Source organism: Pseudomonas abieticivorans, assembly GCF_023509015.1.
Classification (GTDB): Bacteria; Pseudomonadota; Gammaproteobacteria; order Pseudomonadales; family Pseudomonadaceae; genus Aquipseudomonas; species Aquipseudomonas abieticivorans.
In genome coordinates, this window is record NZ_CP094975.1 from 5,600,838 (window position 1) to 5,626,627 (window position 25,790).

At 63.5% G+C, this 25,790-nt stretch carries 21 protein-coding genes; 17 read left to right on the forward strand and 4 right to left on the reverse strand.

Going from position 1 to position 25,790, the window contains the following annotated elements:
* Positions 1 to 172: 172 nt before the first annotated feature.
* Entirely contained in the window at positions 173 to 1,756 is a 1,584-nt protein-coding gene (locus L9B60_RS25440; protein WP_249673734.1) for an aldehyde dehydrogenase (NADP(+)), read from the reverse strand.
* A 181-nt stretch (positions 1,757 to 1,937) separates the two neighbouring features.
* Positions 1,938 to 2,189 carry a hypothetical protein gene (locus L9B60_RS25445; RefSeq protein ID WP_249673735.1) on the reverse strand — a complete coding sequence of 84 codons (252 nt, stop codon included), beginning with the start codon at positions 2,187 to 2,189 and terminating at the stop codon, positions 1,938 to 1,940.
* 336 nt (positions 2,190 to 2,525) lie between these two features.
* On the opposite strand from L9B60_RS25445, the gene L9B60_RS25450 reads away from it, so the two are divergent.
* The 13 genes from L9B60_RS25450 to L9B60_RS25510 all read left to right on the forward strand — a co-directional run bounded on the left by L9B60_RS25450 (position 2,526) and on the right by L9B60_RS25510 (position 16,727).
* The gene (locus tag L9B60_RS25450; protein ID WP_249673736.1) at positions 2,526 to 2,801 is read left to right on the forward strand and encodes a hypothetical protein; all 276 of its coding nucleotides are present in this window, start codon (positions 2,526 to 2,528) and stop codon (positions 2,799 to 2,801) included.
* Between the two features lie 124 nt (positions 2,802 to 2,925).
* The gene (locus L9B60_RS25455; RefSeq protein ID WP_249673737.1) at positions 2,926 to 3,885 is read left to right on the forward strand and encodes an SLAC1 family transporter; all 960 of its coding nucleotides are present in this window, start codon (positions 2,926 to 2,928) and stop codon (positions 3,883 to 3,885) included.
* Positions 3,882 to 4,868, forward strand: a complete 987-nt coding sequence (locus L9B60_RS25460; RefSeq protein WP_249673738.1) for a GlxA family transcriptional regulator — start codon at positions 3,882 to 3,884, stop codon at positions 4,866 to 4,868. Before L9B60_RS25455 ends, L9B60_RS25460 begins: the two co-directional genes overlap by 4 nt.
* Before the next feature lie 62 nt (positions 4,869 to 4,930).
* Positions 4,931 to 6,625: an NAD-dependent malic enzyme gene (locus tag L9B60_RS25465; protein WP_249673739.1), complete on the forward strand. Its 1,695-nt coding sequence runs from the start codon at positions 4,931 to 4,933 to the stop codon at positions 6,623 to 6,625.
* Positions 6,626 to 6,813: 188 nt separating this feature from the next.
* Entirely contained in the window at positions 6,814 to 7,425 is a 612-nt protein-coding gene (locus L9B60_RS25470; protein WP_249673740.1) for a paraquat-inducible protein A, read from the forward strand.
* Entirely contained in the window at positions 7,422 to 8,048 is a 627-nt protein-coding gene (locus tag L9B60_RS25475) for a paraquat-inducible protein A (protein ID WP_249673741.1), read from the forward strand. The genes L9B60_RS25470 and L9B60_RS25475 overlap by 4 nt, the downstream gene beginning before the upstream one ends.
* A complete protein-coding gene (locus L9B60_RS25480) occupies positions 8,041 to 9,729 on the forward strand; it encodes a PqiB family protein (RefSeq protein ID WP_249673742.1) in 1,689 nt (562 codons plus the stop codon). The genes L9B60_RS25475 and L9B60_RS25480 overlap by 8 nt, the downstream gene beginning before the upstream one ends.
* A complete protein-coding gene (locus L9B60_RS25485; protein WP_249673743.1) occupies positions 9,726 to 10,328 on the forward strand; it encodes a PqiC family protein in 603 nt (200 codons plus the stop codon). The genes L9B60_RS25480 and L9B60_RS25485 overlap by 4 nt, the downstream gene beginning before the upstream one ends.
* Before the next feature lie 228 nt (positions 10,329 to 10,556).
* Positions 10,557 to 11,681, forward strand: a complete 1,125-nt coding sequence (locus tag L9B60_RS25490) for an alkene reductase (RefSeq protein WP_249673744.1) — start codon at positions 10,557 to 10,559, stop codon at positions 11,679 to 11,681.
* A gap of 60 nt (positions 11,682 to 11,741) precedes the next feature.
* The gene (locus tag L9B60_RS25495) at positions 11,742 to 12,047 is read left to right on the forward strand and encodes an ArsR/SmtB family transcription factor (RefSeq protein WP_249673745.1); all 306 of its coding nucleotides are present in this window, start codon (positions 11,742 to 11,744) and stop codon (positions 12,045 to 12,047) included.
* 223 nt (positions 12,048 to 12,270) lie between these two features.
* Positions 12,271 to 14,379 carry a 3-hydroxyacyl-CoA dehydrogenase NAD-binding domain-containing protein gene (locus L9B60_RS25500; RefSeq protein WP_249673746.1) on the forward strand — a complete coding sequence of 703 codons (2,109 nt, stop codon included), beginning with the start codon at positions 12,271 to 12,273 and terminating at the stop codon, positions 14,377 to 14,379.
* Positions 14,376 to 15,572, forward strand: a complete 1,197-nt coding sequence (locus L9B60_RS25505) for an acyl-CoA dehydrogenase family protein (RefSeq protein ID WP_249673747.1) — start codon at positions 14,376 to 14,378, stop codon at positions 15,570 to 15,572. Before L9B60_RS25500 ends, L9B60_RS25505 begins: the two co-directional genes overlap by 4 nt.
* A gap of 12 nt (positions 15,573 to 15,584) precedes the next feature.
* A complete protein-coding gene (locus tag L9B60_RS25510; RefSeq protein WP_249673748.1) occupies positions 15,585 to 16,727 on the forward strand; it encodes an acyl-CoA dehydrogenase family protein in 1,143 nt (380 codons plus the stop codon).
* A gap of 43 nt (positions 16,728 to 16,770) precedes the next feature.
* Here L9B60_RS25510 and L9B60_RS25515 read toward each other — a convergent pair whose 3' ends face one another.
* Positions 16,771 to 17,553 carry an IclR family transcriptional regulator gene (locus tag L9B60_RS25515; protein WP_249673749.1) on the reverse strand — a complete coding sequence of 261 codons (783 nt, stop codon included), beginning with the start codon at positions 17,551 to 17,553 and terminating at the stop codon, positions 16,771 to 16,773.
* 74 nt (positions 17,554 to 17,627) lie between these two features.
* Here L9B60_RS25515 and L9B60_RS25520 point away from each other — a divergent pair, with 74 nt between their 5' ends.
* A complete protein-coding gene (locus L9B60_RS25520; RefSeq protein WP_249673750.1) occupies positions 17,628 to 19,184 on the forward strand; it encodes an AMP-binding protein in 1,557 nt (518 codons plus the stop codon).
* Between the two features lie 277 nt (positions 19,185 to 19,461).
* On the opposite strand, the gene L9B60_RS25525 is transcribed toward L9B60_RS25520, so the two are convergent.
* Positions 19,462 to 20,523, reverse strand: coding sequence for a LacI family DNA-binding transcriptional regulator (locus L9B60_RS25525; RefSeq protein ID WP_249673751.1), 1,062 nt, complete (start codon positions 20,521 to 20,523; stop codon positions 19,462 to 19,464).
* Positions 20,524 to 20,754: 231 nt separating this feature from the next.
* Between L9B60_RS25525 and L9B60_RS25530 the strand changes: the two genes are divergently transcribed.
* From L9B60_RS25530 to L9B60_RS25540, 3 genes are all read left to right on the forward strand, one after another.
* Positions 20,755 to 22,512, forward strand: a complete 1,758-nt coding sequence (locus tag L9B60_RS25530; RefSeq protein ID WP_249673752.1) for a solute:sodium symporter family transporter — start codon at positions 20,755 to 20,757, stop codon at positions 22,510 to 22,512.
* On the forward strand, positions 22,512 to 24,557 hold the full coding sequence (locus L9B60_RS25535; protein WP_249673753.1) for an alpha-glucosidase: 2,046 nt from the start codon (positions 22,512 to 22,514) through the stop codon (positions 24,555 to 24,557). Before L9B60_RS25530 ends, L9B60_RS25535 begins: the two co-directional genes overlap by 1 nt.
* Positions 24,558 to 24,668: 111 nt before the next feature.
* On the forward strand, positions 24,669 to 25,778 hold the full coding sequence (locus tag L9B60_RS25540) for a porin (RefSeq protein WP_249673754.1): 1,110 nt from the start codon (positions 24,669 to 24,671) through the stop codon (positions 25,776 to 25,778).
* Positions 25,779 to 25,790: the final 12 nt, after the last annotated feature.

The following is a 25,790-nucleotide window of genomic DNA, read 5'->3' on the forward strand; positions in this document are numbered from 1 at the left end:
GCCTCCAGTCGGCCCGGGCGCTTTACGGGGCATACAATCAAGATCAAGAGCAGATCAACAGCAGATCAAGATCAAAAGCAGATCAAAAGCAGATCACCGCCCCTGGCAATTGTGACGCGCAAAAAAAACGGCGCAGATCACTCTGCGCCGCTTTTGTTGACCGTCACCTGAGTCAGGCGATGGCTTCACTCGACCATTCGCCGTTCACCAGGCGCTTCAAGCCCAGCGGGTTGCTGTTGCGCAAAGCCTCTGGCAGCAGCGCGTCCGGGTAGTTCTGGTAGCACACCGGGCGCAGGAAGCGGTCGATGGCCAGGGTACCGACCGACGTGCCGCGCGAGTCAGAGGTGGCTGGGTACGGGCCGCCGTGAACCATGGCTTCGCACACCTCGACACCGGTTGGGTAGCCGTTGACCAGGATGCGGCCGACTTTCTGTTCCAGCAACGGCACCAACCATTGGTAGCCTTGCAGGTCGCCCGGTTCGCCGATCAACGTGGCGGTCAGCTGGCCGCGCAAGGCTTGCAGGGCGGCTTTGAGCTCGGCGTCGTCCTTGGCTTGGATGACGATGGTGGCCGGGCCGAACACTTCTTCCTGCAGCAAGGCATCGCCGGTCAGCAGCAGTTGCACGTCGGCCTTGAACAGTTGCGGCTGCGCCTGGTTGCCGGCTTGTTGCTTGCCGGCCAGGTGGGTGATGCCTTTGTGGGCCAGCAGGTGCTCAAGGCCCTTGCTGTAGCTGCGCAGGCCGCCGGCATTGAGCATGGTTTGCGGCGCTTGGTCAGCCATCTGCACTTGCAGGTGCTCAAGGAAGGCGCTGAAGGCAGGCGATTGCACGCCAATCACCAAACCTGGGTTGGTGCAGAACTGGCCGCAGCCCATGACCACGGAAGCGGCGAGGTCTTTGGCGACGCTTTCACCACGGGCCTGGAGGGCTTCGGGCAGCAACACCACCGGGTTGATGCTCGACATTTCGGCGAATACCGGGATCGGTTGCGGGCGCTCGGCAGCCATTTTGCACAGGGCGTTGCCGCCGTGCAGCGAGCCGGTGAAGCCCACGGCCTGGATGGCCGGGTGCTTGACCAGCGGCTCACCCACGCCACCACCGAAGATCATGTTGAACACGCCGGCCGGCATGCCGGTGCGCTCGGCGGCGCGGATGATGGCGCAGCCCACTTGGTCGGCGGTGGCCATGTGGCCGCTGTGGGCCTTGAACACCACCGGGCAGCCGGCTGCCAAGGCGGCTGCGGTATCGCCACCGGCCGTGGAGAAGGCCAGCGGGAAGTTGCTGGCGCCGAACACGGCCACCGGGCCCACGCCGATGCGGTACTGGCGCAGATCGACGCGCGGCAGCGGTTTGCGCTCTGGCAGGGCCAGGTCAATGCGTGCACCCAAGTAGTCACCGCGGCGCAGCACCTTGGCGAACAGGCGCATCTGGCCACTGGTGCGGCCACGCTCACCTTGGATACGGCCGGCGGGCAGGGCGGTTTCACGGCACACGATGGCGACGAAATCGTCACCCAGTTGGTCCAGTTCCTCGGCAATGGCTTCCAGGAACTCGGCGCGGCGCGCAGGGCTCAACTGGCGATATTCCGGGAAGGCGGCTTCGGCGGCCAAGGCGGCGGCGTTCACTTCGTCTTCAGTGGCTTGTGCAAATTCGTAGGGCAGGGCTTCGCCTGTGGTGGCATCCAGGCTTTTGATGCGTTGGGTACCGGCAGCGCTGCGGGTGCCACGGATGAAATTGTGGCCAAGAAGGGTGGTCATCGTAATCTCCGGGTTGTTCAGGTTGTTCTAAGAGAGCGTCGAGGTCATGCCTAGTTGACGGACATCGTACAACTACAGCGGGCGCCCCGCAATGGTGGCGGCAGGTGGGGTGGCATCGCGCGCACGAAAAAAAGCCCGGCAACCGCCGGGCTTTGGGGTGACGCCTGTACCAGGCGAAGGCTCAATAACGCTGGTATTGCGAGCCGAACTCGGCGCGGTTTTCAGCCACGTATACGGCGCGAGGAGCATCCTGGTGCTGGCGTTGCAAGGTTTTTTCACTGCCGTTTTCGGCGATCCGCAGCGATTTGAGGTCGGTGGTGAAGTGCGCGGCCACCGAGTTGACCACGTTTGGGGTGGCCATCTGTGGGGTGGCGAAGGCTGCGCTAGTGGTCAGGGCGGACAACGCGATGGCAAAGGCGAGGGCACGTTTCATGGTTGAGCTCCAAAGGGGATGTCGAGTTGATGGGGCCACTGTACGTCTGGCCCTGCTCGATGAAAAAACACCCTCAGGCATACTGATTATCGATGTGGGTGATCGTTTTGCCGTCTAACGCTGCTGCCAATACCGTTTATCGTTCGCTAGCTAAGGATCTGGATTTTCGTTTCGGGGGCTGATAAAGTTTGCAACATTCGGTCACAGATGCCGTCGGAGCCAGACTCCCCTGATTATAAAAAAAACCCGTCCTTGCGACGGGTTTTTTCGTTTTTGCGCTCCGCTTGGGCGCACGAGCCGCCAAAGAATCCCATTCGCCACCGAGAACTACCCATCATGCTACGCGCCGTCCTGATGTTTTTACTGCAAGCGTTTCGTCGTCTGTTCACCCTGACTTCGGTCAGCCCCCGTGCTGAGCTTCAGGAAACCCATAGCGGTGAAGAAGCCGAAGGCGGCTGGACCGTGACCGCCATCGCGATCATCAGCGCACTGGTGCTGTACATCGTGCTGGCGCTGGGTTTTTACGCCAAGGTTCATGTCTGGGACACGCTGACGGCCCAGCAAAAGGATTTCATCGTGCAGTCGATGTTGGTGGACCAGCAGGTGCTTTGATCGTCCGATTGCCGGGGCGGCAGGCTATGACGCCCCTTTGGCAGGATTCGATCCCTCGCGCCGATTGAGGCCAACCGCGCCGCCCCGGACAATTCACTCATCCCGCCCTCGATGAGTGACCTCCATGAAACGCCTCCCCGTGGTACCTGCATCCTTCTTTGCCATGACCCTGGGCCTTGCCGAAACCGGCAACGCCTGGCGCCTGGCCGTGCCGCTTTGGCATCTGCCGCCGGCCATTGGCGAATGGCTGGAAGGCCTGGCCATTCTCTCTTTCGCCTGGTGGTTCGCCCTGTACCTGAACAAGTGGCTCAACCATCGCCAGGTGGCCCTCACTGAAGCCCGCGACCCGGTGCAGGCGTCGTTCCTGGCGCTGATCCCCGAGTCGCTGATGTTGGTCGCCGCCGCCTTGTTGCCCTGGCAGGGTGAGCTGGCCCGCGGGGTGTTCTGGATAGGCTCGGCCGGCAACCTGGCCTATGGCGCCTACCGCCTTTCGGCCATGTGGACCCAGCCCAGGGAGGCTGCCCAGAACGTGCCGCCGCTCTTTCTGAGCTACACCGCCAGCGTCTTGGTCAACGCCTTGGTGGCGGGCCTGTTCGGCTATGTCGATTACGGCTGGATGTTGTTTGGCGTCGGGGCCATTTCGTGGCTGGTGCTCGATTCGACCGTCAGCGGGCAGTTGATGGTCGGCGGCCTGGCGGTCAAGACCCGCAACTTCATGGGCATCTACATGGCGCCATCGGTGGTGGCCCTGGTGGCGTACCAGGTGTTGGCGGGCGATCAGGCCAACAGCGCGTTCACCCACGCCCTGGCCGGTTACGCGCTGTTCGTGGCCATCGCCATGGTACTGGCGTGGCGCTGGTTGCGCGAACAGCCCTTTGCCGCCGGTTACTGGGCTTATACCTTTGGCCTGGCGACCCTGGCCCAGGGCTTGCTGACCATGGCCCAGCGCGGTCATGATCCGTTGATCGAAGGCCTGGCGCTGGTCGCCCTGGCCGCCTCGTTGCTGCTGACCGGCGCGGTGGCGCTGGGCACCCTGCGGCTGTTCCAGCGTAACGCCTACTACCCAATACCGAGCCCTGCATGAAAACATTGGCGATGCTGTTGTTCGAAGGCGTGCAAGCCCTGGATGTGGCCGGGCCCCTGGACGTGTTTGCCGAAGCCAACCGGTTTGTCGAGCCGGGAACGGGCTACGCCATCGTCACCGTCGCCAGCGGCAGGATGCCCATCACCGCCTCCAACGGCATGCCGCTGGGCGCGCAATTGAGCCTGGTCGAGGCCGTGCAGCCCTTCGACGTAGTGTTGGTGCCCGGTGGGCCCTGGCTGCCGGAGCAGGGCGCAGACCAGGCGCTCTGCCAGTGGCTGCAACAGGCTGCGCCCTTGGCAGGCCGCCATGGCTCTATCTGCACCGGCGCGTTTTTGCTGGGGCGGGCAGGGCTGATCGATGGCCGCCAGGTGACCACGCACTGGAGTCACGCCCGGCAATTGGCTGAGCAGTTCCCGCAGGCGCTGGTGGCGCCAGACCGCATTCATGTGCGCGACGGCAACCTGGTCACCTCCGCCGGGGTGACCGCCGGCATGGACCTGGCCTTGGCGCTGGTCAGCGAAGACCATGGCCCGGCGGTGGCGCTGGCGGTGGCCAAGCGCTTGCTGCTGGTGATTCAGCGCCAGGGCGGCCAGTCGCAGTTCAGCCCCTACCTGCAAACCCCCGCCGACCATGATTCGGCCGTGGCCCGGGTGCAACGTTACGTGCAGCAACACATTGCCGAGCCGCTGTCAGTGGAGCGCCTGGCCGAAGTGGTGAGCATGAGCCCGCGCACCTTCGCCCGGGTATTTGTGCGCGATGCCGGCCTGACACCCGCCGATTTCGTCCAACGGGCGCGCATCGACGCGGCCCGTCACCTATTGGAAGGCACGGACCTGGCCCTTAAGGCAGTGGCTTACCGTTGCGGTTTTGGCAGTACCAACCGCATGCGCCTGGTGTTCAGCCAACACCTGGGGGTGACGCCGATGCAGTATCGCGAACAGTTCCGACCTGCGGGTCAGTATTCGGATGTTCATCCAATGTGACAAATTGTCGCGTTATACTGGGCGCCGCTCGAATCCTTGATACAACCGAACAAGGCGATCCCATGAAGAAAACCCTGCCATCCCGTGCGCTGTATATCCCCTACGGTGGCCCCTCGCTGCTGGAAATGCCCCTGCTGAACAAAGGCAGTGCATTCACCCCGCAAGAGCGCATCGACTTCAACCTGATCGGCCTGCTGCCGCAAACCGTGGAGACCATCGAAGAACAGGTCGATCGCGTGTACCGCCAGTACGAGCAATGCGCCAGCGACCTGGACAAACACGTGTACCTGCGCTCGATCCAGGACAACAACGAAACCCTGTTTTTCCGCCTGCTCGAGTCCCACCTGGACAAGATGCTGCCGATTATCTACACCCCGACCGTCGGCCAGGCCTGCCAGGAATTTTCCAAGATCTACCGCACCCACCGCGGGCTGTTCATCGCCTACCCGGACCGTGATCGCATCGACGACATTCTGCGCAGCGCCACCAAGGACTCGGTCAAGATCATCGTGGTCACCGACAGCGAGCGCATCCTGGGCCTGGGCGACCAAGGCATCGGCGGCATGGGCATCCCGATCGGCAAGTTGTCGCTGTACACCGCCTGCGGCGGCATCAGCCCGGCCTACACGCTACCGATCGTGCTGGACGTGGGCACCAACAACCAGGAACTGCTGGACGACCCGATGTACATGGGCTGGCGTCACCCACGGGTAACCGGTGCGGACTACGCCGAGTTCGTCGAACTGTTCATCCAGGCCGTCAAACGCCGCTGGCCGGAAGTGCTGCTGCAGTTCGAAGACTTCGCCCAGACCAACGCCATGCCGTTGCTGGAACGCTACCGCGATGAGCTGTGCTGCTTCAACGACGACATCCAGGGCACCGCCTCGGTGGCCGTGGGCACGTTGCTGGCTGCCTGCAAGGTGAAAAACCAGAAGCTGGGCGAGCAGGTCGTGACCTTCGTGGGTGCAGGTTCGGCCGGGTGCGGCATTGCCGAGCACATCGTCGCGGCGATGGTGATCGAGGGGCTGTCCGAGGCCCAGGCGCGCAAGCGCATTTTCATGGTCGATCGTTTCGGCCTGCTGACCGACGACATGAGCGGCCTGCACGACTTCCAAATGCGCCTGGCGCACAAGCAAGCCGACGTTCAGGGCTGGCAGCGTGACGAGAACGGCATTGCCCTGCTGGAAGTGGTCAAGCAAGCCAAGCCGACCATCCTGATCGGGGTGTCCGGCCAGCGCGGCCTGTTCACCGAAGCCGTGGTGCGCGAGCTGTACAGCCACTGCAAGCAACCGCTGATCATGCCGCTGTCCAACCCCACCTCGCGCGTGGAAGCAACCCCAGCCGAGGTGCTGGAATGGACCGAAGGCAACGCGCTGGTCGCTACCGGCAGCCCGTTCGCGCCCGTCCAGATCAACGGCCGCAGCGTGCACATCGCCCAGTGCAACAACGCCTATATCTTCCCAGGCATCGGTTTGGGCGTGGTTGCCGCGCGTGCCTCGCGCATCACCGACGCCATGTTGATGGCCGCCTCCAATGCCTTGGCCGAATGCTCGCCGGTGGTGACCGGGGAGGGCGACGCGGTACTGCCCTCGCTCAATGACATCCAGGCCGTGAGCAAGAAAATCGCCGTGGCCGTGGCCAAGCAGGCCCAGGCCGAAGGCGTGGCGCTGGAGACAAGCGACGAGGCGTTGCACCACGCCATCGAGCGCAACTTCTGGTTCCCACGCTATCGCGACTACCGCCGCCGCTCTATTTGACCCTCGCACGTGTCGGCGCGCGCCGCGCCGACACGGCACCCGACCACGGAATTATTTCCCCTTGCCCATGGTCAGTCTTGTCAATGTACGCTTTTATAAAGCGATCAATACCCTTATTGAACACCCTTGAACTAGACGAGTGAGTCAAGTTTAGGGAAACTGCTCTACCTTCACGCCTCCAAGACCTTATGACTAACCCTTGCGACCGCATTATCTGTGAGCATTGCGATTCGGTTTACGACCCCGTGCCCCTGGTAAAAGGGCAGACCGCGCGTTGCGTGCGTTGTGGTGCGATCCTGGGGCGGGGCGGCCAGTTGAGCATCCAGCAGTTGCTGGCGCTGTCGATCACAGCTGCCTTGCTGTTCTGCTTCGCCAATGCCTTCCCTGTGATCAGCATCAGCCTGCAGGGCCTGAGCAACCAGGCCACCCTGATCGAGTCGGTCAAGGCCTTGGCCCAAGGCGAGATCAGCCCGATGGCCGCGGTGGCCGGCTTGACCATCATCCTTGCGCCCATGCTGCAGATTGCCTTGCTGTGCTGGCTGCTGCTGTTCGCCAACATCGGCCGCGCCGCGCCTGGTTTCAAGGTGTGCATGCGCACCCTGGAACACCTGCGGCCCTGGAGCATGCTCGAGGTCTGCCTGCTGGGCATCCTGGTCGCCATCGTAAAGCTGGCCGGCATGCTCGACGTGCACCCAGGCCTTGGCCTATGGGCGTTGGCGATGCTGACGGTGCTGATCATCCTGATTTCCGGCAAGGGCATCCGCCGGCTGTGGACCGACCTTGAGGGGCAGTGGACATGAGCCTGGACATCGGCCGACCGGCCACTGCCAGCGAACTCAACCTGGTGCTGTGCCACACCTGCGGCCTGGCCTGCCCCGGCGACAGCCACCAGTGCCCGCGCTGCCAGGCCACCGTGCACGCGCGCAAGCCGCAAAGCCTGAGCCGCACCTGGGCGTTCCTGATCGCCAGCCTGATCTGCTACATCCCGGCTAACCTTTTGCCTGTGATGTACACCGACATTTTTGGCAGCGGCAGTGAAAACACCATCATGAGTGGGGTGATCGAGTTCTTCCAGGCGGGGGAATGGGACATCGCCCTGTTGATCTTCATCGCCAGCATCGCGGTGCCGTGCATCAAGTTCGTGGTGCTGGGCACCTTGCTCATCAGCTGCCAATTGCGCACCACCTGGGCCATGCGCGAGCGGGCCAAGCTTTACCGTTTTATCGAGATCATCGGCTACTGGTCGATGCTCGACGTGCTGGTGGTGGCCCTGGTAGCGGCCCTGGTGCAGTTTCGTTCACTGAGCACGATCGACCCGCGCATGGGCATCCTGTTCTTCGGTTTGGTTGTGGTGCTCACCATGTTGGCTGCCATGAGTTTTGATCCCCGGCTTATCTGGGACGCAGAGGTTGAAGATGTCTGATCATCCAGGTTCCACCCCATCGCCGGCAGCGGGAACGCCAGCGGTCACCCGTCGGCGTTTCAACGTTTCGCTGGTGTGGCTGGTGCCCATCGTCGCGGCCGTGGTCGGGTTGTCGATGGTGATTCACAACGCCATGTCGGCAGGGCCGCAGATCACCGTGACCTTCATCACGGCCCAGGGCCTTGAAGCGAACAAGACCGAGGTCAAGTACAAGAACGTGGTGATCGGCAAGGTCAGCGCCATCAGCTTGAGCGATGACCGCAGCCATGTCAGCGCGACCATTGACCTTAACGAGTCGGCCCGGCCCTTTACCGCCGATGACTCGCGCTTCTGGGTGGTGCGCCCGCGCATTGGCGCTGGTGGTGTTTCGGGCGTCGACACCTTGCTGTCGGGGGCCTTCATCGGCGCCGACGCCGGGCGCTCGGATAAACAGAAAAAAAGCTTCAAGGGCCTGGAAAACCCGCCGCCGGTGAATTTTGGCGAGAAGGGCAAGCGCTTTACCCTGCACACCGACACCCTGGGCTCGCTGGACATCGGCTCGCCGGTCTACTACCGGCGTATTCAGGTCGGCCAAGTGGTGGCCTACCGCCTGGCCGACGATGGCAAGGGCGTGGACGTCGACATTTTCGTGCGTTCGCCCAACGACAAATTCGTGACCAGCGACTCGCGCTTCTGGAACGCCAGCGGCGTGGACGTGAGCCTGGGTGCCAATGGCCTCAAGGTGAACACCGAGTCGCTGTCGTCGATCATCTCCGGGGGCGTCGCCTTCATCGAGCCCACCTATAGCCCCAAACCGGTGCTGGCCGATGAAAACGCGACCTTCAACCTGTTCGCCGACCGCGACACCGCCCTGGCGCCGCCCGATGGCGAGCCGCGTTACATTCGCATGAGCTTCGACCAGAACCTGCGCGGCCTGGCCGTGGGAGCACCCGTGGAGTTCCTGGGCGTTAACCTGGGCCGCGTGGTGTCGGTGGACCTGGACTTCGACCAGAAAAACCAGGCCTTCCCAACCTTGGTTGGGGCAGTGATCTACCCGGCGCGCCTGGGCAAGGCCAACGACAAGCTGATGGCCCTGATGGGCGGCAAGCAAGACGATGCGGCTGCGGCGAAGATGATGGCCGGCTTTATCAAGTCGGGCCTGCGTGCCCAGGCCAAAAGCGCCAACCTGCTGACCGGCCAGTTGTACATTTCGCTGGCCTTCGTGCCCGACGCCAAGCCGGTGGCTTTCGACGGCAGCATGCGCCCACTGAACATCCCCACCGTGCCGGGCAGCCTGGACAAACTGCAGGAACAACTGCAGCAGTTCGCCGACAAGCTGAGCAAGCTGCCGATCGACCAGATCGCCGCCAACCTCAATGGCAGCCTGGGTGAAATGCAGAAAACCCTCAAGCAGGTCAATGGCCAGGTACTGCCGCAAATGCGCGACGCCCTGGCACAAACCCAGAAAACCCTGGCCAGCGCCAACGACAGCTTTTCGGAGAACTCGCCGGAGCGCCAGCAACTGGGCCAGGCCATGGATGAAGTGCAGCGCACCGCACGTTCGGTGCGGGTGTTGACCGACTTCCTCGGCCGCCACCCCGAAGCGCTGATCCGCGGCCGCACCAAGGATGGCCAGCCCGACGCCTTCCGCGGCACCTCAAACACTTCCCGTGAAACCGCCGAGCCGGAAACCCAGCCATGAACCTACGCACTTTGGCCCTGGCCGCCCCCTTGTTGCTGACCGCCTGCAGCTCGGTACCCACGCATTACTACACCCTGGTGCCCACCGCGCCGCAAACCCAGGCGCAGGTGACCCCCGCGCCGTTCCAGTTCCAGTTGCTGTCGGTGCGCATGCCAGTGCAGGCGGACCAGCCGCAACTGGTGGTGCGTGAAAGCACCGGCCAACTGGCGATCCTGGAAAACGAACGCTGGAGTGCACCCCTGGCCGACGAGTTCAACGACGCCCTGGCCACCCAGTTGGAACAGCAACTGGGCACCCGCGACCTGTCCAGCCTGCCCAAGGACACCAGCCGCCCACTGCTGACGCTTCAGGCCGACGTGCGCCGCTTCGACTCGATCCCCGGCAACTACGCGCTGATCGACGTGGTCTGGAACCTGAGCCAGCGCGACGAAGGCCAGAAACGCCGCAGCCTGACCTGCAGCACCCAACTGCGCCAACAGGCCGGCACCGACCTGGCCAGTGTGGTGCAAGCGCATCAGCAGTTGATTGGCAAGCTGGCCAAGACGATTGCGGGCACGGCGCGGGCTTGGTCGGCGCAGCCGTCCACCGGTTGCCCATAATCCGCCGCCCCTATCGCTCCCGGGTAAATCCTGCAGGATTGGCCCGAGCCCGTAGGAGCGGATTCATCCGCGAATAACGCACCGGTGATCCTCCAGATAAACCGCAGCGGCGTTTTCGCGGATGAATCCGCTCCTACAGAGGTTAGGTTTTATTTCTAGGTATTGAGATATATAAATATCTAGTTTAAGGTGCGCACCTCATCCGCACCCCCCAAGGTATTCCCCCGCGTGAAAAACTCCCCGCTGTTCAACACCGCCCGCCTGGGTCCCTTCACCCTGAAAAACAGCATCGTGCTGCCGCCCCTGACCCGCTCGCGCAGCAGCCAGCCCGGCAACATCCCCAATGACCTGATGGCCACCTACTACCGTCAGCGCAGCGGCGCCGGGTTCATGGTGACCGAGGGTACCCAGATCGAACCGCGTGGCCAGGGCTACGCCTGGACGCCGGGCATCCACAGTGCCGAGCAGGTGGCCGGCTGGCGCAAGGTTACCGAGGCGGTGCACGCTCAGGGCGGGGTGATCTTCGCCCAGCTGTGGCATGTGGGCCGGGTCTCGCACACCTCGTTGCAGCCTGGCGGTGCGGCGCCGGTGGCGCCTTCGGCAATTGCCGCGCAGAACGTCAGCGTGTTTGTCGAAACCGGGCCAGGCACCGGTGCGTTGAGCGCGCCGTCGCAACCGCGCGCCTTAAGCCGTGAAGAGATTGGCGAACTGGTCCAGTTCTACGCCCAGGCCGCGCGCAATGCAGTGGCGGCGGGCTTCGATGGGGTCGAGATTCATTGCGCCAACGGCTACTTGATCAACCAGTTCATCTCGGCCCACAGCAACCAGCGTGACGACGAATATGGTGGTTCGTTGGCCAATCGGCTGCGGTTTCTGCGCGAAGTGACCCAGGCTGTAGCCGATGTGGTGGGCAAGGACCACGTCGGCGTGCGTTTTTCGCCACTGTTCGAGAGCACCGAGGAGGCCCGTGTTTACCTGGGCCTGGTCGAGGAGGACCCACGGCACACCTACCTGGAAGCGATCAAGGTGCTTGAAGGCATCGGCATCGCCTACCTGTCGATCGCCGAAGCCGACTGGGACAGCGCGCCCGAGCTGCCGCAAGCCTTCCGCGCCGCAGTGCGCCAGGCCTTCAGTGGCGCGATCATCTACGCCGGCAAATACACCGCCGAACGGGGCAACCGGGTGCTGGAAGCAGGGTGGGGCGACCTGATCGCCTTCGGTCGGCCGTTCATTGCCAACCCCGATTTGCCCGAGCGCATTGCCCGTGGCCTGCCGTTCAATGCGCTGGAGGCGGCAAGCATGTACGGTGGCACGGCCAAGGGTTATATAGACTACCCGGTCTACGAAGGCTGACAAAGGCTGCACGCCAGGCGCAAGTGTCGTAAAATCGCGAAAACTCACCTGCAGTGATCTATGAGCATCGATATCAGCGAAGCCTTGAAGGCCCTCGACAACCCCACCCGCCTGGCGATCCTTGGCTGGCTTAAGGAACCCCGCACGCATTTCCCCGAGCAGGAACGCAACCCTGACGAAGTGGGGGTGTGCGTGAGCATCATCCAGGCCCGGGCCAACCTGTCGCAATCGACGGTGTCGCTGTACCTCAGTGCCTTGCAGCGGGCGCAGTTGGTGACCTCCCAGCGCATCGGGCCCTGGACCTATTACAAACGCGACGAAAAAAACATCGAAGCGTTCCAAGTGGCGCTGCGCGCGTTGATCTGACCCCCGGCCCTCACCCTTGCGCCAGCGCAGGTGAGGGCGGCCCGTCATCACCCCCGGTGATGCCACCCCATCGCCAATACCCAGCATGCTTACCTGCCACGCCTCCAAGGGTTATCACATCCGTGTTAGCTGTCGTTTTCCTGTGCCCGCGATAAAAACTCGTGTTGCACTTGTTCCGCACTGCGGAATATAGTTTTGAAAACAACAAGCCAGGATGATCCTCATGAGTATGGCTGTGCGCTACGTGGTGCAAGACGAATTGGCCCTGATCACGGTCGATAACCCACCGGTCAATGCCCTGGGGCATGCGGTACGCAGCGGTTTGCTGCAGGCGATCAGCGACGCCGAGGGCGACCCGGCGGTGCGGGCCATTGTGCTGACTTGCGCCGGGCGCACGTTCATGGCCGGGGCCGACATCAAGGAGTTCGGCCTGCCCCCCCAAGAGCCGTCGCTGCCGGTGGTGGTGCAACGCATTGAAGACTGCAGCAAACCCAGTGTCGCGGTATTGCACGGCACTGCGCTGGGCGGTGGCCTGGAGGTGGCGCTCAGTTGCCATTATCGGATTGCCCGCCAAGACGCGCAGATCGGCCTGCCAGAGGTGAAGATCGGCCTGTTGCCCGGTGCCGGCGGTACCCAGCGTGTGCCGCGCCTGGCCGGGGTGGCCAAGGCGCTGGAGATGATCGTCAGCGGTGCGCCCATCGGTGCACCAGACGCCCTGGCCCATGGCCTGATCGACGAGCTGTGCGAAGGCGACCTGCAACAGGCCGGCATCAATTTCGCCCGGCGCTTGCTCAAGGATGGCCGCGGCGTGCGCCGCAGTGGCGAGCAAACGGCGGCCCTGGCCCAGGGCGACAACGCCGCATTGATCCAGGCCAAGCGGGCCGAGGTGCACACGCGCAGCCCGGGCCTGTTTTCGCCGCCACGCTGCATCGACGCCGTCGAGGCCGCGACCCAGTTGCCCCTCGCGCAGGGCCTGGTCCGCGAGCGCGAACTGTTTCAGCAATGCCTGGAGTCGCCCCAGCGCGCGGCCCTGATCCACGCGTTTTTCGCCGAGCGCCAGGCGGCCAAGGTCAATGGCCTGGCGGCCGATACGCCTACCCGCAACATTGAGCAGGCCGCGGTGATTGGCGGCGGCACCATGGGCGTGGGCATCGCCTTGTGCTTTGCCAATGTCGGCATCCCGGTCAAGTTGCTTGAAGTCGATGGCCAAGCCCTGGACCGTGCCCTGCAACGGGCCCGCGACACCTATGCCAGCAGCGTCAAGCGCGGCAGCCTGAGCCAGGCCGGCATGGACCAGCGCCTGGCGTTGCTCAGTGGCACCACCCAGTACAGCGACCTGGCCCAGGTGGACGTGGTGATCGAGGCAGTGTTCGAAGAGCTGGGCGTCAAGCGCCAAGTGTTCGAGCAGCTCGACAAGGTGTGCAAGCCGGGCGCGATACTGGCCTCCAACACCTCCACCCTGGACCTTAACGCCATTGCCGCCTTCACCGGGCGCCCGGAAGACGTGGTCGGCCTGCACTTTTTCAGCCCGGCCAACGTGATGCGGCTGCTGGAGGTGGTACGCGGCCAGCAAACCAGCGACACCGTGCTGGCCAGCGCCATGGCCTTGGGCAAGCGCTTGAAAAAAATCTCGGTGGTGGTCGGGGTGTGCGATGGCTTCGTCGGCAACCGCATGCTGTTCCAGTACGGCCGTGAAAGCGAGTGCCTGCTGGAGGAGGGCGCCCGGCCCGAGCAGGTCGACGGCGCGCTGCAAGGCTTTGGCATGGCCATGGGCCCGCTGGCAGTGCGCGACCTGTCGGGGCTGGATATCGGCCTGGCGATTCGCAACCGCAAGCGCCCGACCCTGGCGCCAGAATACGCGCTGCCTAACCTGCTCGATCAACTCTGCGCCGCCGGCATGCTGGGGCAAAAAACCGGTGCCGGCTTCTACCGCTATGAAGCCGGCTCGCGCACACCATTGCCGAACCCGGCGTTGCTGGAATTGCTGCCTCAGGGCGCCACCGCGCCCAGCACCGAACAGATATTGGAGCGCACCCTGTACGCGCTGATCAACGAAGGCGCGAAGATCCTGCAAGAGGGCATTGCCCAGCGGGCCAGCGACATCGACGTGATCTACCTGAACGGCTACGGCTTCCCAGCCTTTCGCGGGGGGCCGATGTTCTACGCTGACCAGGTGGGCCTTGCCACGGTGCTGGCCAAGGTCCGTGAATTTCATCAACGCCTGGGGGCCTGGTGGCAACCTGCGCCTCTGCTCGAACAACTGGCTGCACAAGGCCGCACCTTCAGTGAATGGGAGACCGGTGACATGAACAACAACAAGGACAAGCCATGAACATCAACTACACCCCCGAGGAGCTTGCCTTTCGTGATGAGGTACGGGCTTTCCTGAGCGCCGAATTACCGGCCGATATCGCCGCCAAGGTTCGCCTGGGCAAAAACCTGTCCAAGGAAGATCACCAGCGCTGGCAGCGCACCGTTTCAAAAAGGGGCTGGTACGCACCCGGTTGGCCGGTGGAACTGGGCGGCGTCGAATGGACGGCGGTCGAGAAACACATCGTCGACGAGGAGTTCGCTGACTTCGGCGCGCCACGCCAAGTGCCGTTCGGGGTGAACATGGTGGCCCCGGTGATCATCAAGTTCGGCACCGAGCAGCAAAAAGACCATTACCTGCCGCGCATTCTCAGTGGCGAAGACTGGTGGTGCCAGGGCTACTCCGAGCCCGGCGCCGGCTCTGACCTGGCCTCGCTGAAAACCCGCGCGGTGCGTGACGGCGATCATTACATCGTCAATGGCCAGAAGACCTGGACCACCCTGGGCCAGCACGCCAACATGATTTTCTGCCTGGTGCGCACCGACCCCGAAGCACAACAGCAGCGCGGCATCTCGTTCCTGCTGATCGACATGCAAAGCCCCGGTATCACCGTGCGCCCGATCATCACCCTGGACGGTGACCACGAGGTCAACGAGGTGTTCTTCGACAACGTCAAGGTGCCGGTCGAAAACCTGGTGGGCGAAGAGAACAAGGGCTGGACTTGCGCCAAGTACCTGCTGACCCACGAACGCACCGGCCTGGCTGGCATTGGCGGCTCCAAGGCTGCGCTCAAGCACCTCAAGGCCATCGCCGCCAAGGAGCTGAGCGAGGGCAAGCCATTGCTCGACGACCCGTTGTTCCGCGCGCAAATCGCGGAGGTGGAAATGCAATTGCGCTCCATCGAAATCAGCACCCTGCGCATCGTTGCCGCAGCCGCCCACGGCGGTGTGCCGGGCACCGAAAGTTCGATCCTGAAAATCAAGGGCACCGAGATCCGCCAGGCCATTACCCACCTGCTGCGCAAAGTGGTCGGCCCCTATGCCTTGCCCGCCCTGGAAGAAGAGCTGGAGCTGGCCTATGAAGGTGAGTTGCTGCACGCCGACTACAGCGCGGCACTGGCCGGCACCTACTTCAACATGCGCAAGCTGTCGATCTTCGGCGGCTCCAACGAAATCCAGAAGAACATCGTCACCAAGATGATCCTCGAGCTGTAAGGAGCACACCCCATGGACTTCAAATTGACCGAAGAGCAGCAGATGCTGCAAGACACCGCCGCCAGGCTGGTGCGCGATGTGTACAGCTTCGAGAAACGTCAGCAACTGGCTGAGTCGCCGCTGGGTTTCAGTGCACCGTTCTGGGCACAACTGGGTGAACTGGGGCTGACCTCGGTGCCCTTTGCCGAAGCCTATGGCGGCTTTGGGGGTGGCAGCGTCGAGACCATGCTGGTGATGACCGAACTGGGCCGCGTGCTCAGCCTGGAACCCTACCTGCATTCGGTGATCTACGCTGGCGGCCTGGTGCAGCAGTTGGGCACCGAGCAGCAGAAGGATGCGCTGCTGGGCGAGGTCGCCACTGCCCAGTTGCAACTGGCGGTGGCCTTCGAAGAAGCGCAAAGTCATTACCACCTCAACGACGTGCACACCCGCGCCGCCGGCGAGCAGGGCGGGTATCGGCTGAGCGGTCGCAAGGCCGTGGTGATTGGCGGCCACAGTGCCGACAAGATCCTGGTCAGCGCCCGTACCAGCGGCCAGGAACGCGACGAGCATGGCATCAGCCTGTTCCTGGTAGACCCCCAGGCCCAGGGTGTAACGCGCCGCAGCTACTCGAACATCGATGGCCCGAAAGCCTGCGACCTGTTCCTGGACAATGTCTTCGTGCCTGCGGACCAGGTACTGGGCCACATCGGCGAAGCCCTGCCGGCACTGCGTTACCAGCAAGGCCGTGCCATTGCCGCGCAGTGCGCCGAAGCCCTGGGCAACATGCAGGAAGCCTGCGACCTGACCCTGGACTACCTGAAAACCCGCAAGCAGTTCGGCGTGGAAATCGGCAAGTTCCAGGCCTTGCAGCACCGCATGGTGGACATGCGCACCGAGCTTGAACAGGCCACCTCCATGGCCATCCTGGCCGCGTGCGTGGCCGATGAGCCGGACAGCGTGGAGCGCAGCCGCACGTTGGCCAACGCCAAATTCATCTGCAGCCGCGCCGGGCGCTTCATTGCCGAGGAGGCGATCCAGTTGCACGGCGGCATCGGCATGACCTGGGAATACGTGCTGGCGCACCACGCCAAGCGCCTGGTGATGATGAGCCACCAGTTTGGCGATGATGACTTTCACTTGAAGGTGTATGCCGACTTGCTGGAAGTCGCCTGACCGACGCTCCCCCCCGATGTGCCTACAGCGGGGGGGAGCGGGCTTACACGCCCAAACTCTCGATATCCCGCGCCAACCGCTCAAGCTCGAACGCCAACGACCCCTTGAGCGTCTCTTCGCTCAATTCGTACAACGGCGCACCGCAGGTCAGCGCCATGATGCTGCCGTCGGCCAGGCGCAACGGTACACCCGCCGCGATCACGTTGCGGTCCCAGTCACCCAGGGAGAGGCAAAAACCTTGTTGCTGATACTCCACGAACGCTTCTTGCAGCGACGCCAGCATCGGCGGCCAGTCTTCGGCGTGGCGCGCCTCCAGGGCGCTGAGCAGGTGGGCGCGCTCCTTGGCCGGGGTCGCGGCCAAAAAAGCCCGGCCTGCCGAGGTGCTGGCCAGGGGCAGGCGCACGCCGGCGTCCATGCGCAGGGTGGCGACTTCCACCGGGCGGCAGTTCTCGACGTAGATCATCGCCAGGCGGTCGCGGCAGGTCAGGCCCACGGTGGTGTGGGTGCGCTTGGCGAAGGCGTCCATGTACGGCTTGGCCAGTTGCCGCACGCGCAGGTTGGACACGTAGGCATAGCCCAGGGCCAACACGCCGGAGTCCAACTGGTATTTCTCGTGCTGCGCCGCGTAGCTCAGGTAGCCGAGCTGGGTCAGGGTGTAGGTCATGCGCGACACAGTGGCCTTGGGCAGGCCGGTCAGGCGCGAGATTTCCTGGTTGCCCAGCACCACCGAGCCGTTGGTAAAGGCCCGCAGCACTTCAAGGCCCCGGCCCAGGGCCTCGACGAACTTGCGATCCTTGGGCAGGGGGAGGTTTTCGTCAGCGCTCATGAATGTTCCGAGAATTAGGATCGGGTGAAGCGACAGTTTCGCACACTAAAACAATAATCCGCTGGGAGAAATGCATGGTTGATTCTGCACTGTCTTACACTGAACGTTACCTGCGCGAACACCGCCTGGAAAACGTCTTCGACCTGCTGGACCGCGCCGTGGCCCAGCACCCCGAGCGGCTGGCCTTTTCCTGTGGCGACCAGGCCCTGACCTTTCGCCAACTGCACCAACGCGCCGATGCGTTCGCCCGCTACCTGCGTCATGGGTTGGGGCTGCAAGCCGGCGAGCGGCTGGCGGTGCAACTGGCCAACGGCCTGGAATACCCGGTGGCGGCGTTCGGTGCGCTCAAGGCCGGCATCGTGCTGGTCAACACCAACCCGCATTACACCCGCACCGAAGCCACCCACCAGTTCCGCGACTCCGGTGCCCGGGCCATCCTGCTGATGCCCAGCCTGTTGCCGGCCTTGCAGGCGTTGCAAGCTGACACCCAGATCGAGCACGTGATGCTCACCGGCGCCGATTTCGAGGCATTGCTGCGGGCCGGCGCCGAACTGCCGGTGCTGCCCAGCGTGCGCGTGGCGCAGCAACTGGCGCTGTTGCAGTACACCGGTGGCACCACGGGGCTGTCCAAAGGCGCGATGCTCACCCATCACGGCTTGATCTCTAACGTGGTGCAAACCCTGGAGCTGTTTTTGCGGCCGGGGCTGGTGGAGCCTGAAACCGACATCCGCATCGCGCCGTTGCCGCTGTACCACATCATGGCCTTTGCCACCAACTGCCTGAGTTCGGTGGGCATGGGCCTGCACACGGTGTTCATCGCCAATGGCCGCGACCTGGGGCAGGTGATCGGTGCCATGAAACGCCATCGCTTCAGCCTGCTCAGCGGCATCAACACGCTGTTCGTCGGGCTGATGAACCACCCTGAGTTCAACAGCATCGACTTCTCGGCCCTGCGTTGGGTGACCTCGGGCGGGGCGCCGCTCAACAGTGAGGTGGGCCGGCGCTGGGAAGCGCTGACCGGTGCGCCGATCCGCGAGGGCTATGGCCTGACCGAAGCGTCGCCGGTGGTGACCACTTCCACCAGCCTGAGCCCGCACCGCGAGGGTTACATCGGCCTGGCGCTGGTCGACACCGAACTGCGCACCGTGGACGACGACGGCCAGGACACCGCCGCCGAGGTGCCTGGCGAGTTGTGGATTCGCGGCCCGCAGGTAATGCAGGGTTACTGGCAGCGGCCTGAAGACACCGCTCAAACGTTGACGGCGGACGGCTGGCTGAAAACCGGCGACATCGCGGTGATCGACGCCGACGGCTTCGTCAAGATCGTCGACCGCAAGAAGGACATGATTTTGGTGTCGGGCTTCAACGTGTTCCCCAATGAAATCGAGGACGCGGTGATGCGCCACCCGGGCGTGCGCGAAGCCATGGCGATCGGTGTGCCAGACACGCTCAAGGGTGAGTCGGTGAAGCTGTTCGTGTGCCGCAACGACCCGGCGCTCACCGCCGAGGCGCTGCTGCTGCATTGCCGCGAGTACCTGACCGGCTACAAGGTGCCCAGCTTCGTTGAGTTTCGCGACGACCTGCCCAAGAGCTCAGTGGGCAAGCTATTGCGCCGCGCCTTGCGCGAATAGCCCCTTGGCGGTATGCCTGACTCACTGCAGTGAGTCTTTTCGCGGATAAATCCGCTCCTACAGGCATCGCACGTCCCTGGGGATTATGACCTTCTGTAGGAGCATCCGCGAAAGTCGCGCCGCGGTGTGCCTGATTCATTGCGGTGGTCCTTTCGCGGATAAATCCGCTCCTACAGGCATCGCACGTCCCTGGGGATTGTGACCTTCTGTAGGAGCATCCGCGAAAGTCGCGCCGCGGTGTGCCTGATTCATTGCGGTGGTCTTTTCGCGGATGCGCCTACAGAACGGCGCGGGTGCTTTCGCGCACGATCAACTCAAAACCCAAATCGACGGTTTCGGGTTCTGCGGGCAGGGTGCCGGTTTCGATCCAGTTCAGCAGCCGGGTGGCCACCGTGCGGCCGATTTCCAAGGGGTAGGGGCGTACTGTGGTCAGGCGTGGGGCGCTGAGTTTGCTCAGGGGCAAGTCGCCGAAACCGGCAATCGCCAGTTGGCCCGGCACCTCGATACCCCGGCGCCGTGCCTCAAACAGCGCGCCAATGGCCAGCACGTCGTTGGAGCAACACAGGCCCTGCGGCTGGTCGCCATTGAGCGCCAATTGATCGAACACCTGGGTCAGCACGGCCTCGGACGTGCTTTCTTCCAAGGCAATCACGGTGGCGCTGCAACTCTGTTGTGCCAGCCAGGCGCTGAAGCCTTCGGCCCGCTTGCGGGCGCGGTGGTCCAGGTGCATGCGTGCGCCCACGTAGGTGAAGTGCCGCAGCCCCAAACCGTGCAAATGCTCGGCCAGCGCGGCGCCCACGTGTTCGTGGAAAAAACCCACCTGCAGGTGGAAGGGGGCGTCGCCCAACTCCCACATTTGCGCCACGGGGATGCCGGTGGCTTCCAGCATCGCCCGCGCCCCTTGGTGCTGGTTACCGGTCAGCACCAACGCCGCTGGCGACCAGGACAGGTGCGCGCGCATCAATTCAAGTTCGCGCTCGGGGTCGTAGTTGCTGTTGCTGATCAGCAGTTGATAACCCTTGGCTTCGAACACGTCCTGCATCGCCTGCAGGGTCTCGGAAAAGAAGGCGTTGATCATCGAGGGCACGATCACCGCCACCGCCCGGCTGTGGGAGGCGGCCAGGGCGCCGGCCAGGCGGTTGACGGTGTAGCCGGTCTCTTCGATGGCCGCGCGGATGCGCTCGGCACGTTTGCTGGAGACGGCCTCGGGGTCGCGCAAAAACAGTGAAACGGTGCTGGGCGAGACCTTGGCCCGTTCGGCGACGACGTCCATGGTGACGCGATTGCCCTTGCGACGGCCCAGATTGAGGTTGGCCACGGTGGCCGGCAAGTCGCTCATCTGTATCCTCGGGTGCAAAAGCTCAAGAGAATGGAAGCAGGGCGCGTTCAAGTCAATCACGAGTGCCGTTACCCCCCCCCAGATTTCGAAACCGAATAAAAGTGCGCGGGAAGCGAAGAAAAAATCGTAGCGCTACGATTTTGCTTCGTTTATGCTCTTCCTGCACAATTTAGCAGCGCTGCGATTTTGTCAGGGCCGCTACCCAACCCCCGTTGGAGAACAACTATAAAAATGAATACGTCCCTGTTTACCTTCCTCAGCATGCTGTTTTTCACAGGCCTGGTGGCGGCCATTTCCTGGTCGTTCACCCGCAAGGCCAAGGACGTGGGCGCCCACGGGTACTTCATGGCCAGCGGTGGCCTCAATGGCTGGTTCATCGCCGGCTCCATGATGCTCACCAACCTGTCCATCGACCAATTGGTGGGCCTGAACGGTGACTCCTACGCGCACAACCTCAGCTCCATGGCCTGGGAGGCCACGGCGGCGGTGTCGACCATCGCCCTGGCGCTGTTTTTCTTGCCGCGTTACCTGCGCGGCGGTTTTTCGACGCTGCCCGAGTTCATCGAAAAGCGCTATGACGTGACTACCCGCCGGGTGGTCAGCGGGTTGATGGTGGCCACCTACACCCTGGTGCTGAACCCGGCCTCGCTTTACCTGGGGGCCATCACCTTCAACCAGATTTTCGACCTGCAAACCATTCTGGGCTGGTCGTACCCGGCGACCATTTCGCTGCTGATCGTCAGCACCGGGGTGATCGGTGCGGCCTACGCGGTACTGGGCGGCTTGCGGGCGGTGGCGGTGTCAGACACCATCAACGGCATCGGCCTGCTGGTGGTGGTCATCCTGATCCCGATCATCGGCCTGTGGACCCTGGGCCACGGCGACGTGCTCAGCGGTGCCCAGACCATCATGCATGACACCCCCGAGAAGCTGAACGCCATTGGCGGCCCGCAAGACAAGGTGCCCTTCGGCGCGCTGTTCACCGGGATGATCTTTGCCAACCTGTTCTACTGGTGCACCAACCAGGCCATCGTGCAAAAAAGCATGGCGGCCAAGAACCTGGCCGAAGGGCAGAAGGGCGTGTTGTTGTCCGGTTGCCTGAAACTGCTGGTGCCTTTGGCGATGTTGATGCCCGGTGTGATCGCCTGGCACCTGTTTCGCGACCAGCCCCTGGCCAACTCGGACCTGGCCTACCCGGCGCTGGTGTCGGCACTGATGCCCTGGTGGATGAAAGGTTTCTTCGTGGCGGTGATCTTCGGCACGGTGATGAGCCACTTCAACGCCATCATCAACGGCACCGCGACGCTGCTCACCTATGACTTCTACAAGACCCTGCGGCCGTTGGCCGACGATGAGGCGCTGGTGCGCTTCGGCAAGCGGGTGAGCATCCTCGCCGCGCTGTTGTCGCTGGTGGTGGCGCCCTTGCTGATGTACGCGCCGGAAGGCATTTATGCGGTGCTGCGGCGCTTCACCGGGTTCTTCAACATGCCCATCATCGCGATCATGCTGTTCGGCTTTTTCAATGCCCGCGGCGGTGCCTTCCCGGCCAAGCTGGTGCTGGGCCTGCATGCGGTCTGCTACGCGGTGTTTGTGCTGGGTTTGAAGATCGACGTGCGCCTGGGCATCAGCTTCATCCATGTGATGGGCATCATGTTCGCCATTGAAATGCTGATCCTGATCGCCCTGCGCAAGCGCTTCGCCCGGGCCCAGCCTTATGTCGCCGTGGCGTCCAGCCGGTTGATGGACCTGACGCCGTGGCGCCATGCCGCCAGCTTCAGCTACATGCTGGTGGCGGCGCTGGTGTCGATCTACCTGACCTTTTCCCCGCTGGGCGTGGCCAGTGCCACCGGACCCAGCTCTTGGTATGCGCCGCTGATGGCGAGCGTATGGGTGCTGGCCCTGGTGGCCGCCAACATCAGCCGTCGCCGCTGGCGCCTACGCGAAAACGCTGCCAAGCACACCCTGACAAACTGCGAGGTACATTCCTGATGACGTCTACAACTCCACTGGCCGCCGCACGGTTTGAACAGCTGGCAGGCTTGGTGCAACTGGTGGTGGGCGGCCGCGTGCTGTTTCGCCACGCTGAACACGCCCCGGCGCTGTTCGTGGGCCAGGGCGAGGCCGACATCAGCATGCAGCGCGGCAATTTCACCATCAACGACTACGTGCACGAACGGGTTGCCCTGCGCCATGCCTGGCTGGACCAGACAGGCACGCGCCTGGACCTGCGTGCCTGGGCCGATGGCCCGGTGATGCTCAGCCTGGCGCTTGAAGTACAGGGCACGGTGTTGCGCCTGGTGCCGCAGCAGGTCGATCCCTCGATCAACCGCCTGTGGCTGCGTGTGCCGGCGCTGGCCGATGAACACGTGTGGGGGTGCGGCGAGCAGATGTCCTACTTCGACCTGCGTGGCCGGCATTTCCCGCTGTGGACCTCGGAGCCGGGCGTGGGCCGTGACAAGTCGACCTGGCTGACCTTGCAGGCCGACAACGAAGCCAATGCCGGGGGGGATTACTACCACACCAACTACCCGCAGCCGACCTACGTGTCGTCGCAGCGCTATTGCCTGCATGCGGTCACCACGGCGTACGCCGATTTTGATTTCCGCCACGCGGGGTTTCACGAACTGCAGTTCTGGGCGGTGCCGCAGGCTTTCGAGTTTTTGCTGGCCGCTGACTTCGTCGATCTGGTGGGCCAGGTGTCCAGCCACTTCGGCCGCCAGCCGCGCTTGCCCGAGTGGGTGATGAACGGCGCGATCCTGGGTCTTAAAAATGGCCTGGAGCATGCTCAGGAACGCCTCGACCACGCGTTGGCGCAAGGCGTGCAGGTGAGTGCGTTGTGGTGCGAGGACTGGGAAGGCTTGCGCATCACCTCGTTCGGCAAACGCCTGTTCTGGGACTGGCAGTGGAACGCCTCGCGCTACCCGGATCACGCCGCCTGGGTGGCCAGCCTTGAGGCACAGGGCATTCGTTTCATGGGCTACGTGAACCCGTACCTGTGTAACGACGGGCCGTTGTTTCTGGAGGCGCAGGCGGCCGGCTACCTGGCTACCCGCGTGGAAGGTGGTACCTACCTGGTGGATTTCGGCGAGTTCTTGTGTGGCGTGGTCGACTTCACGCTGCCGGCCGCCGCACAGTGGTTCGAGGAGCGCATCCTGCGTCGCGAAATGCTCGACAAAGGGCTGTCGGGCTGGATGGCCGACTTTGGTGAATACCTGCCGATCGACCTTAAGCTTGCCGGTGACGCCGACCCGATGCTGGAGCACAACGCCTGGCCGGTGCGCTGGGCCCAGGTGAATGCGCGGGCGATTGCCGCCGCCGGCAAAACCGGCGACGCATTGTTTTTCATGCGCGCCGGCTACAGCGGTGTGCAACGCCATTGCCCGCTGCTGTGGGCCGGCGACCAGTCGGTCGATTTCAGCCGTCACGACGGCCTGCAAACGGTGATCTGCGGCGCATTGTCGTCGGGGTTGCTGGGCAATGCCTACCACCACAGCGACATCGGCGGCTACACCAGCCTGTACGGTAACTGCCGCACCGCCGAGTTGTTCCAGCGCTGGGCCGAGATGGCGGTGTTCACCCCGGTGATGCGCACCCACGAAGGCAACCGCCCGGACCAGAACCTGCAGTTTTGGCAAGACGCCGACACCTGTGCGCATTTTGCCCGCATGACCCGGCTGTACGTGGGCCTGCGGCCCTACCTGCACAGCCTGGTCACCGAGGCCGAGGCGACGGGCCTGCCCTTGCAGCGCCCGCTGTTCGTGCACTACGACGCCGACCCCCACACCTATGGCATCCAGGACCAGTACCTGTACGGCCGCGACTTGCTGGTCGCGCCGGTGCACGCCGAAGGGCAGGGCCAATGGTCGGCCTACCTGCCACTGGGGGACACCTGGCAGCACCTGTGGAGTGCCGAGCGCCACGAAGGCGGCCAGCGGGTCAGCGTGGCCGCACCACTGGGCCAGCCCCCGGTGTTCATCCGCGTGGGCAGCAGCTGGCAGGGCCTGTTCGAATCGCTGGCCGGCGACATGCCATGAGTTGACCTCAAGCCCCGTTCCTGCAAAGGGTCGAGCGCTTCCCCAGCGCCGGCGCGTGGGGCTCTTTGCGCCTGTAAATCGTCACTGCCCGTATTACTTGAGTAAGCGAACATGAATAACAAAAACTATCGCTTTGCTGCTTTCGCCTTGTCCGCCAGCCTGGCCAGCACCGCCTATGCCGACCCACCCGTGGTGTTCAAGGCCGGCAATTTCGTGATCAACCCCTATGGCATCCTTGACCTGTCGCTGCAGGGCGGCAAGTTCACCGACGACCACCCGGGCCACACCATGGTGTCGGACGGTAACCTGCAAGCTTCGCGCATTGGCCTGAAAATCGATTACCTGTTGGGCGACAGCGGCTACATGCTGCGTGCCTTCGGCGAGCGCGGGCTGGTGCTGCGCAACCTCTGGCGCACCGGTTACAACGAGGGCAAGATCTCCACCAACCGTGGCTACGGCGCCGGTGTGGCCGGGCCGTTCGGCTCGGTGGACATAGGCAGCCTGTACATGCCGATCTACTGGGTGTTCCTGGATTCCGACGTGGCGCTGTATGGCTTGTCGAACATGGCCTCGATCATGAGCCTGGAACATACCACTACCTTGGGCAAAAGCGGCACCGGCGGCTTCTATGACACCACCGTGCGCTACCGGTCGCCCGAGGTGCATGGCTTCTCGACCGAGCTGGGCTATTCCTATGGCAACTCCAGTGTCGAGGATGGCCCCAACCAGAATCGCACCACTGGCTTGAACCTGCGTTATCGCAATGGCGATACCAAACTGGGTTACGGCTTCAACCACCACGACTCGGCGCCCTCCTTGACCACCGGCGAACTCTACAGCCAGGACACCCATGTGCTCAGCGGCACTGCGCGTTTGGGTGGCGTACTGTGGGGCGCCAACTACGTGTACTCCAAGCGCGACACCGACGCGCGCTGGTTTGCCTCGGCGCAAATGGTCAATGCGCGCATCACCTTCGGGCCTGGCGACGTGACCCTGGGCGTGTCGCACCGTATCGAAGCCGAAGGCGCGCGGGCGTGGGCCACCCATGCCGGTTACCTGTATTCGCTGAACACCAACACGCAGCTGTATACCTACGTGTCGCACATCGTCAATAACGGTGACTCTACCCAGGGCTTCGCGCTGCTGAGCGAAAGTTACCCCAGCGTGCCCAAGGGTTATGACCCGTGGGCCATGACGGTAGGTATTCGATGGGGCTTCTAGGCTGAATATGAC

Bases quoted from the DNA above. Each gene is read 5' to 3' on its own strand.
- L9B60_RS25480 (WP_249673742.1), top strand. From the start codon at position 8,041: ATGTCTGATCATCCAGGTTCCACCCCATCGCCGGCAGCGGGAACGCCA.
- L9B60_RS25530 (WP_249673752.1), top strand. From the start codon at position 20,755: ATGAATACGTCCCTGTTTACCTTCCTCAGCATGCTGTTTTTCACAGGC.
- L9B60_RS25500 (WP_249673746.1), top strand. From the start codon at position 12,271: ATGAGTATGGCTGTGCGCTACGTGGTGCAAGACGAATTGGCCCTGATC.
- L9B60_RS25535 (WP_249673753.1), top strand. From the start codon at position 22,512: ATGACGTCTACAACTCCACTGGCCGCCGCACGGTTTGAACAGCTGGCA.
- L9B60_RS25470 (WP_249673740.1), top strand. From the start codon at position 6,814: ATGACTAACCCTTGCGACCGCATTATCTGTGAGCATTGCGATTCGGTT.
- L9B60_RS25475 (WP_249673741.1), top strand. From the start codon at position 7,422: ATGAGCCTGGACATCGGCCGACCGGCCACTGCCAGCGAACTCAACCTG.
- L9B60_RS25465 (WP_249673739.1), top strand. From the start codon at position 4,931: ATGAAGAAAACCCTGCCATCCCGTGCGCTGTATATCCCCTACGGTGGC.
- L9B60_RS25495 (WP_249673745.1), top strand. From the start codon at position 11,742: ATGAGCATCGATATCAGCGAAGCCTTGAAGGCCCTCGACAACCCCACC.
- L9B60_RS25515 (WP_249673749.1), bottom strand. From the start codon at position 17,553: ATGAGCGCTGACGAAAACCTCCCCCTGCCCAAGGATCGCAAGTTCGTC.
- L9B60_RS25485 (WP_249673743.1), top strand. From the start codon at position 9,726: ATGAACCTACGCACTTTGGCCCTGGCCGCCCCCTTGTTGCTGACCGCC.
- L9B60_RS25525 (WP_249673751.1), bottom strand. From the start codon at position 20,523: ATGAGCGACTTGCCGGCCACCGTGGCCAACCTCAATCTGGGCCGTCGC.
- L9B60_RS25445 (WP_249673735.1), bottom strand. From the start codon at position 2,189: ATGAAACGTGCCCTCGCCTTTGCCATCGCGTTGTCCGCCCTGACCACT.
- L9B60_RS25450 (WP_249673736.1), top strand. From the start codon at position 2,526: ATGCTACGCGCCGTCCTGATGTTTTTACTGCAAGCGTTTCGTCGTCTG.
- L9B60_RS25520 (WP_249673750.1), top strand. From the start codon at position 17,628: ATGGTTGATTCTGCACTGTCTTACACTGAACGTTACCTGCGCGAACAC.
- L9B60_RS25540 (WP_249673754.1), top strand. From the start codon at position 24,669: ATGAATAACAAAAACTATCGCTTTGCTGCTTTCGCCTTGTCCGCCAGC.
- L9B60_RS25505 (WP_249673747.1), top strand. From the start codon at position 14,376: ATGAACATCAACTACACCCCCGAGGAGCTTGCCTTTCGTGATGAGGTA.
- L9B60_RS25460 (WP_249673738.1), top strand. From the start codon at position 3,882: ATGAAAACATTGGCGATGCTGTTGTTCGAAGGCGTGCAAGCCCTGGAT.
- L9B60_RS25455 (WP_249673737.1), top strand. From the start codon at position 2,926: ATGAAACGCCTCCCCGTGGTACCTGCATCCTTCTTTGCCATGACCCTG.
- L9B60_RS25440 (WP_249673734.1), bottom strand. From the start codon at position 1,756: ATGACCACCCTTCTTGGCCACAATTTCATCCGTGGCACCCGCAGCGCT.
- L9B60_RS25510 (WP_249673748.1), top strand. From the start codon at position 15,585: ATGGACTTCAAATTGACCGAAGAGCAGCAGATGCTGCAAGACACCGCC.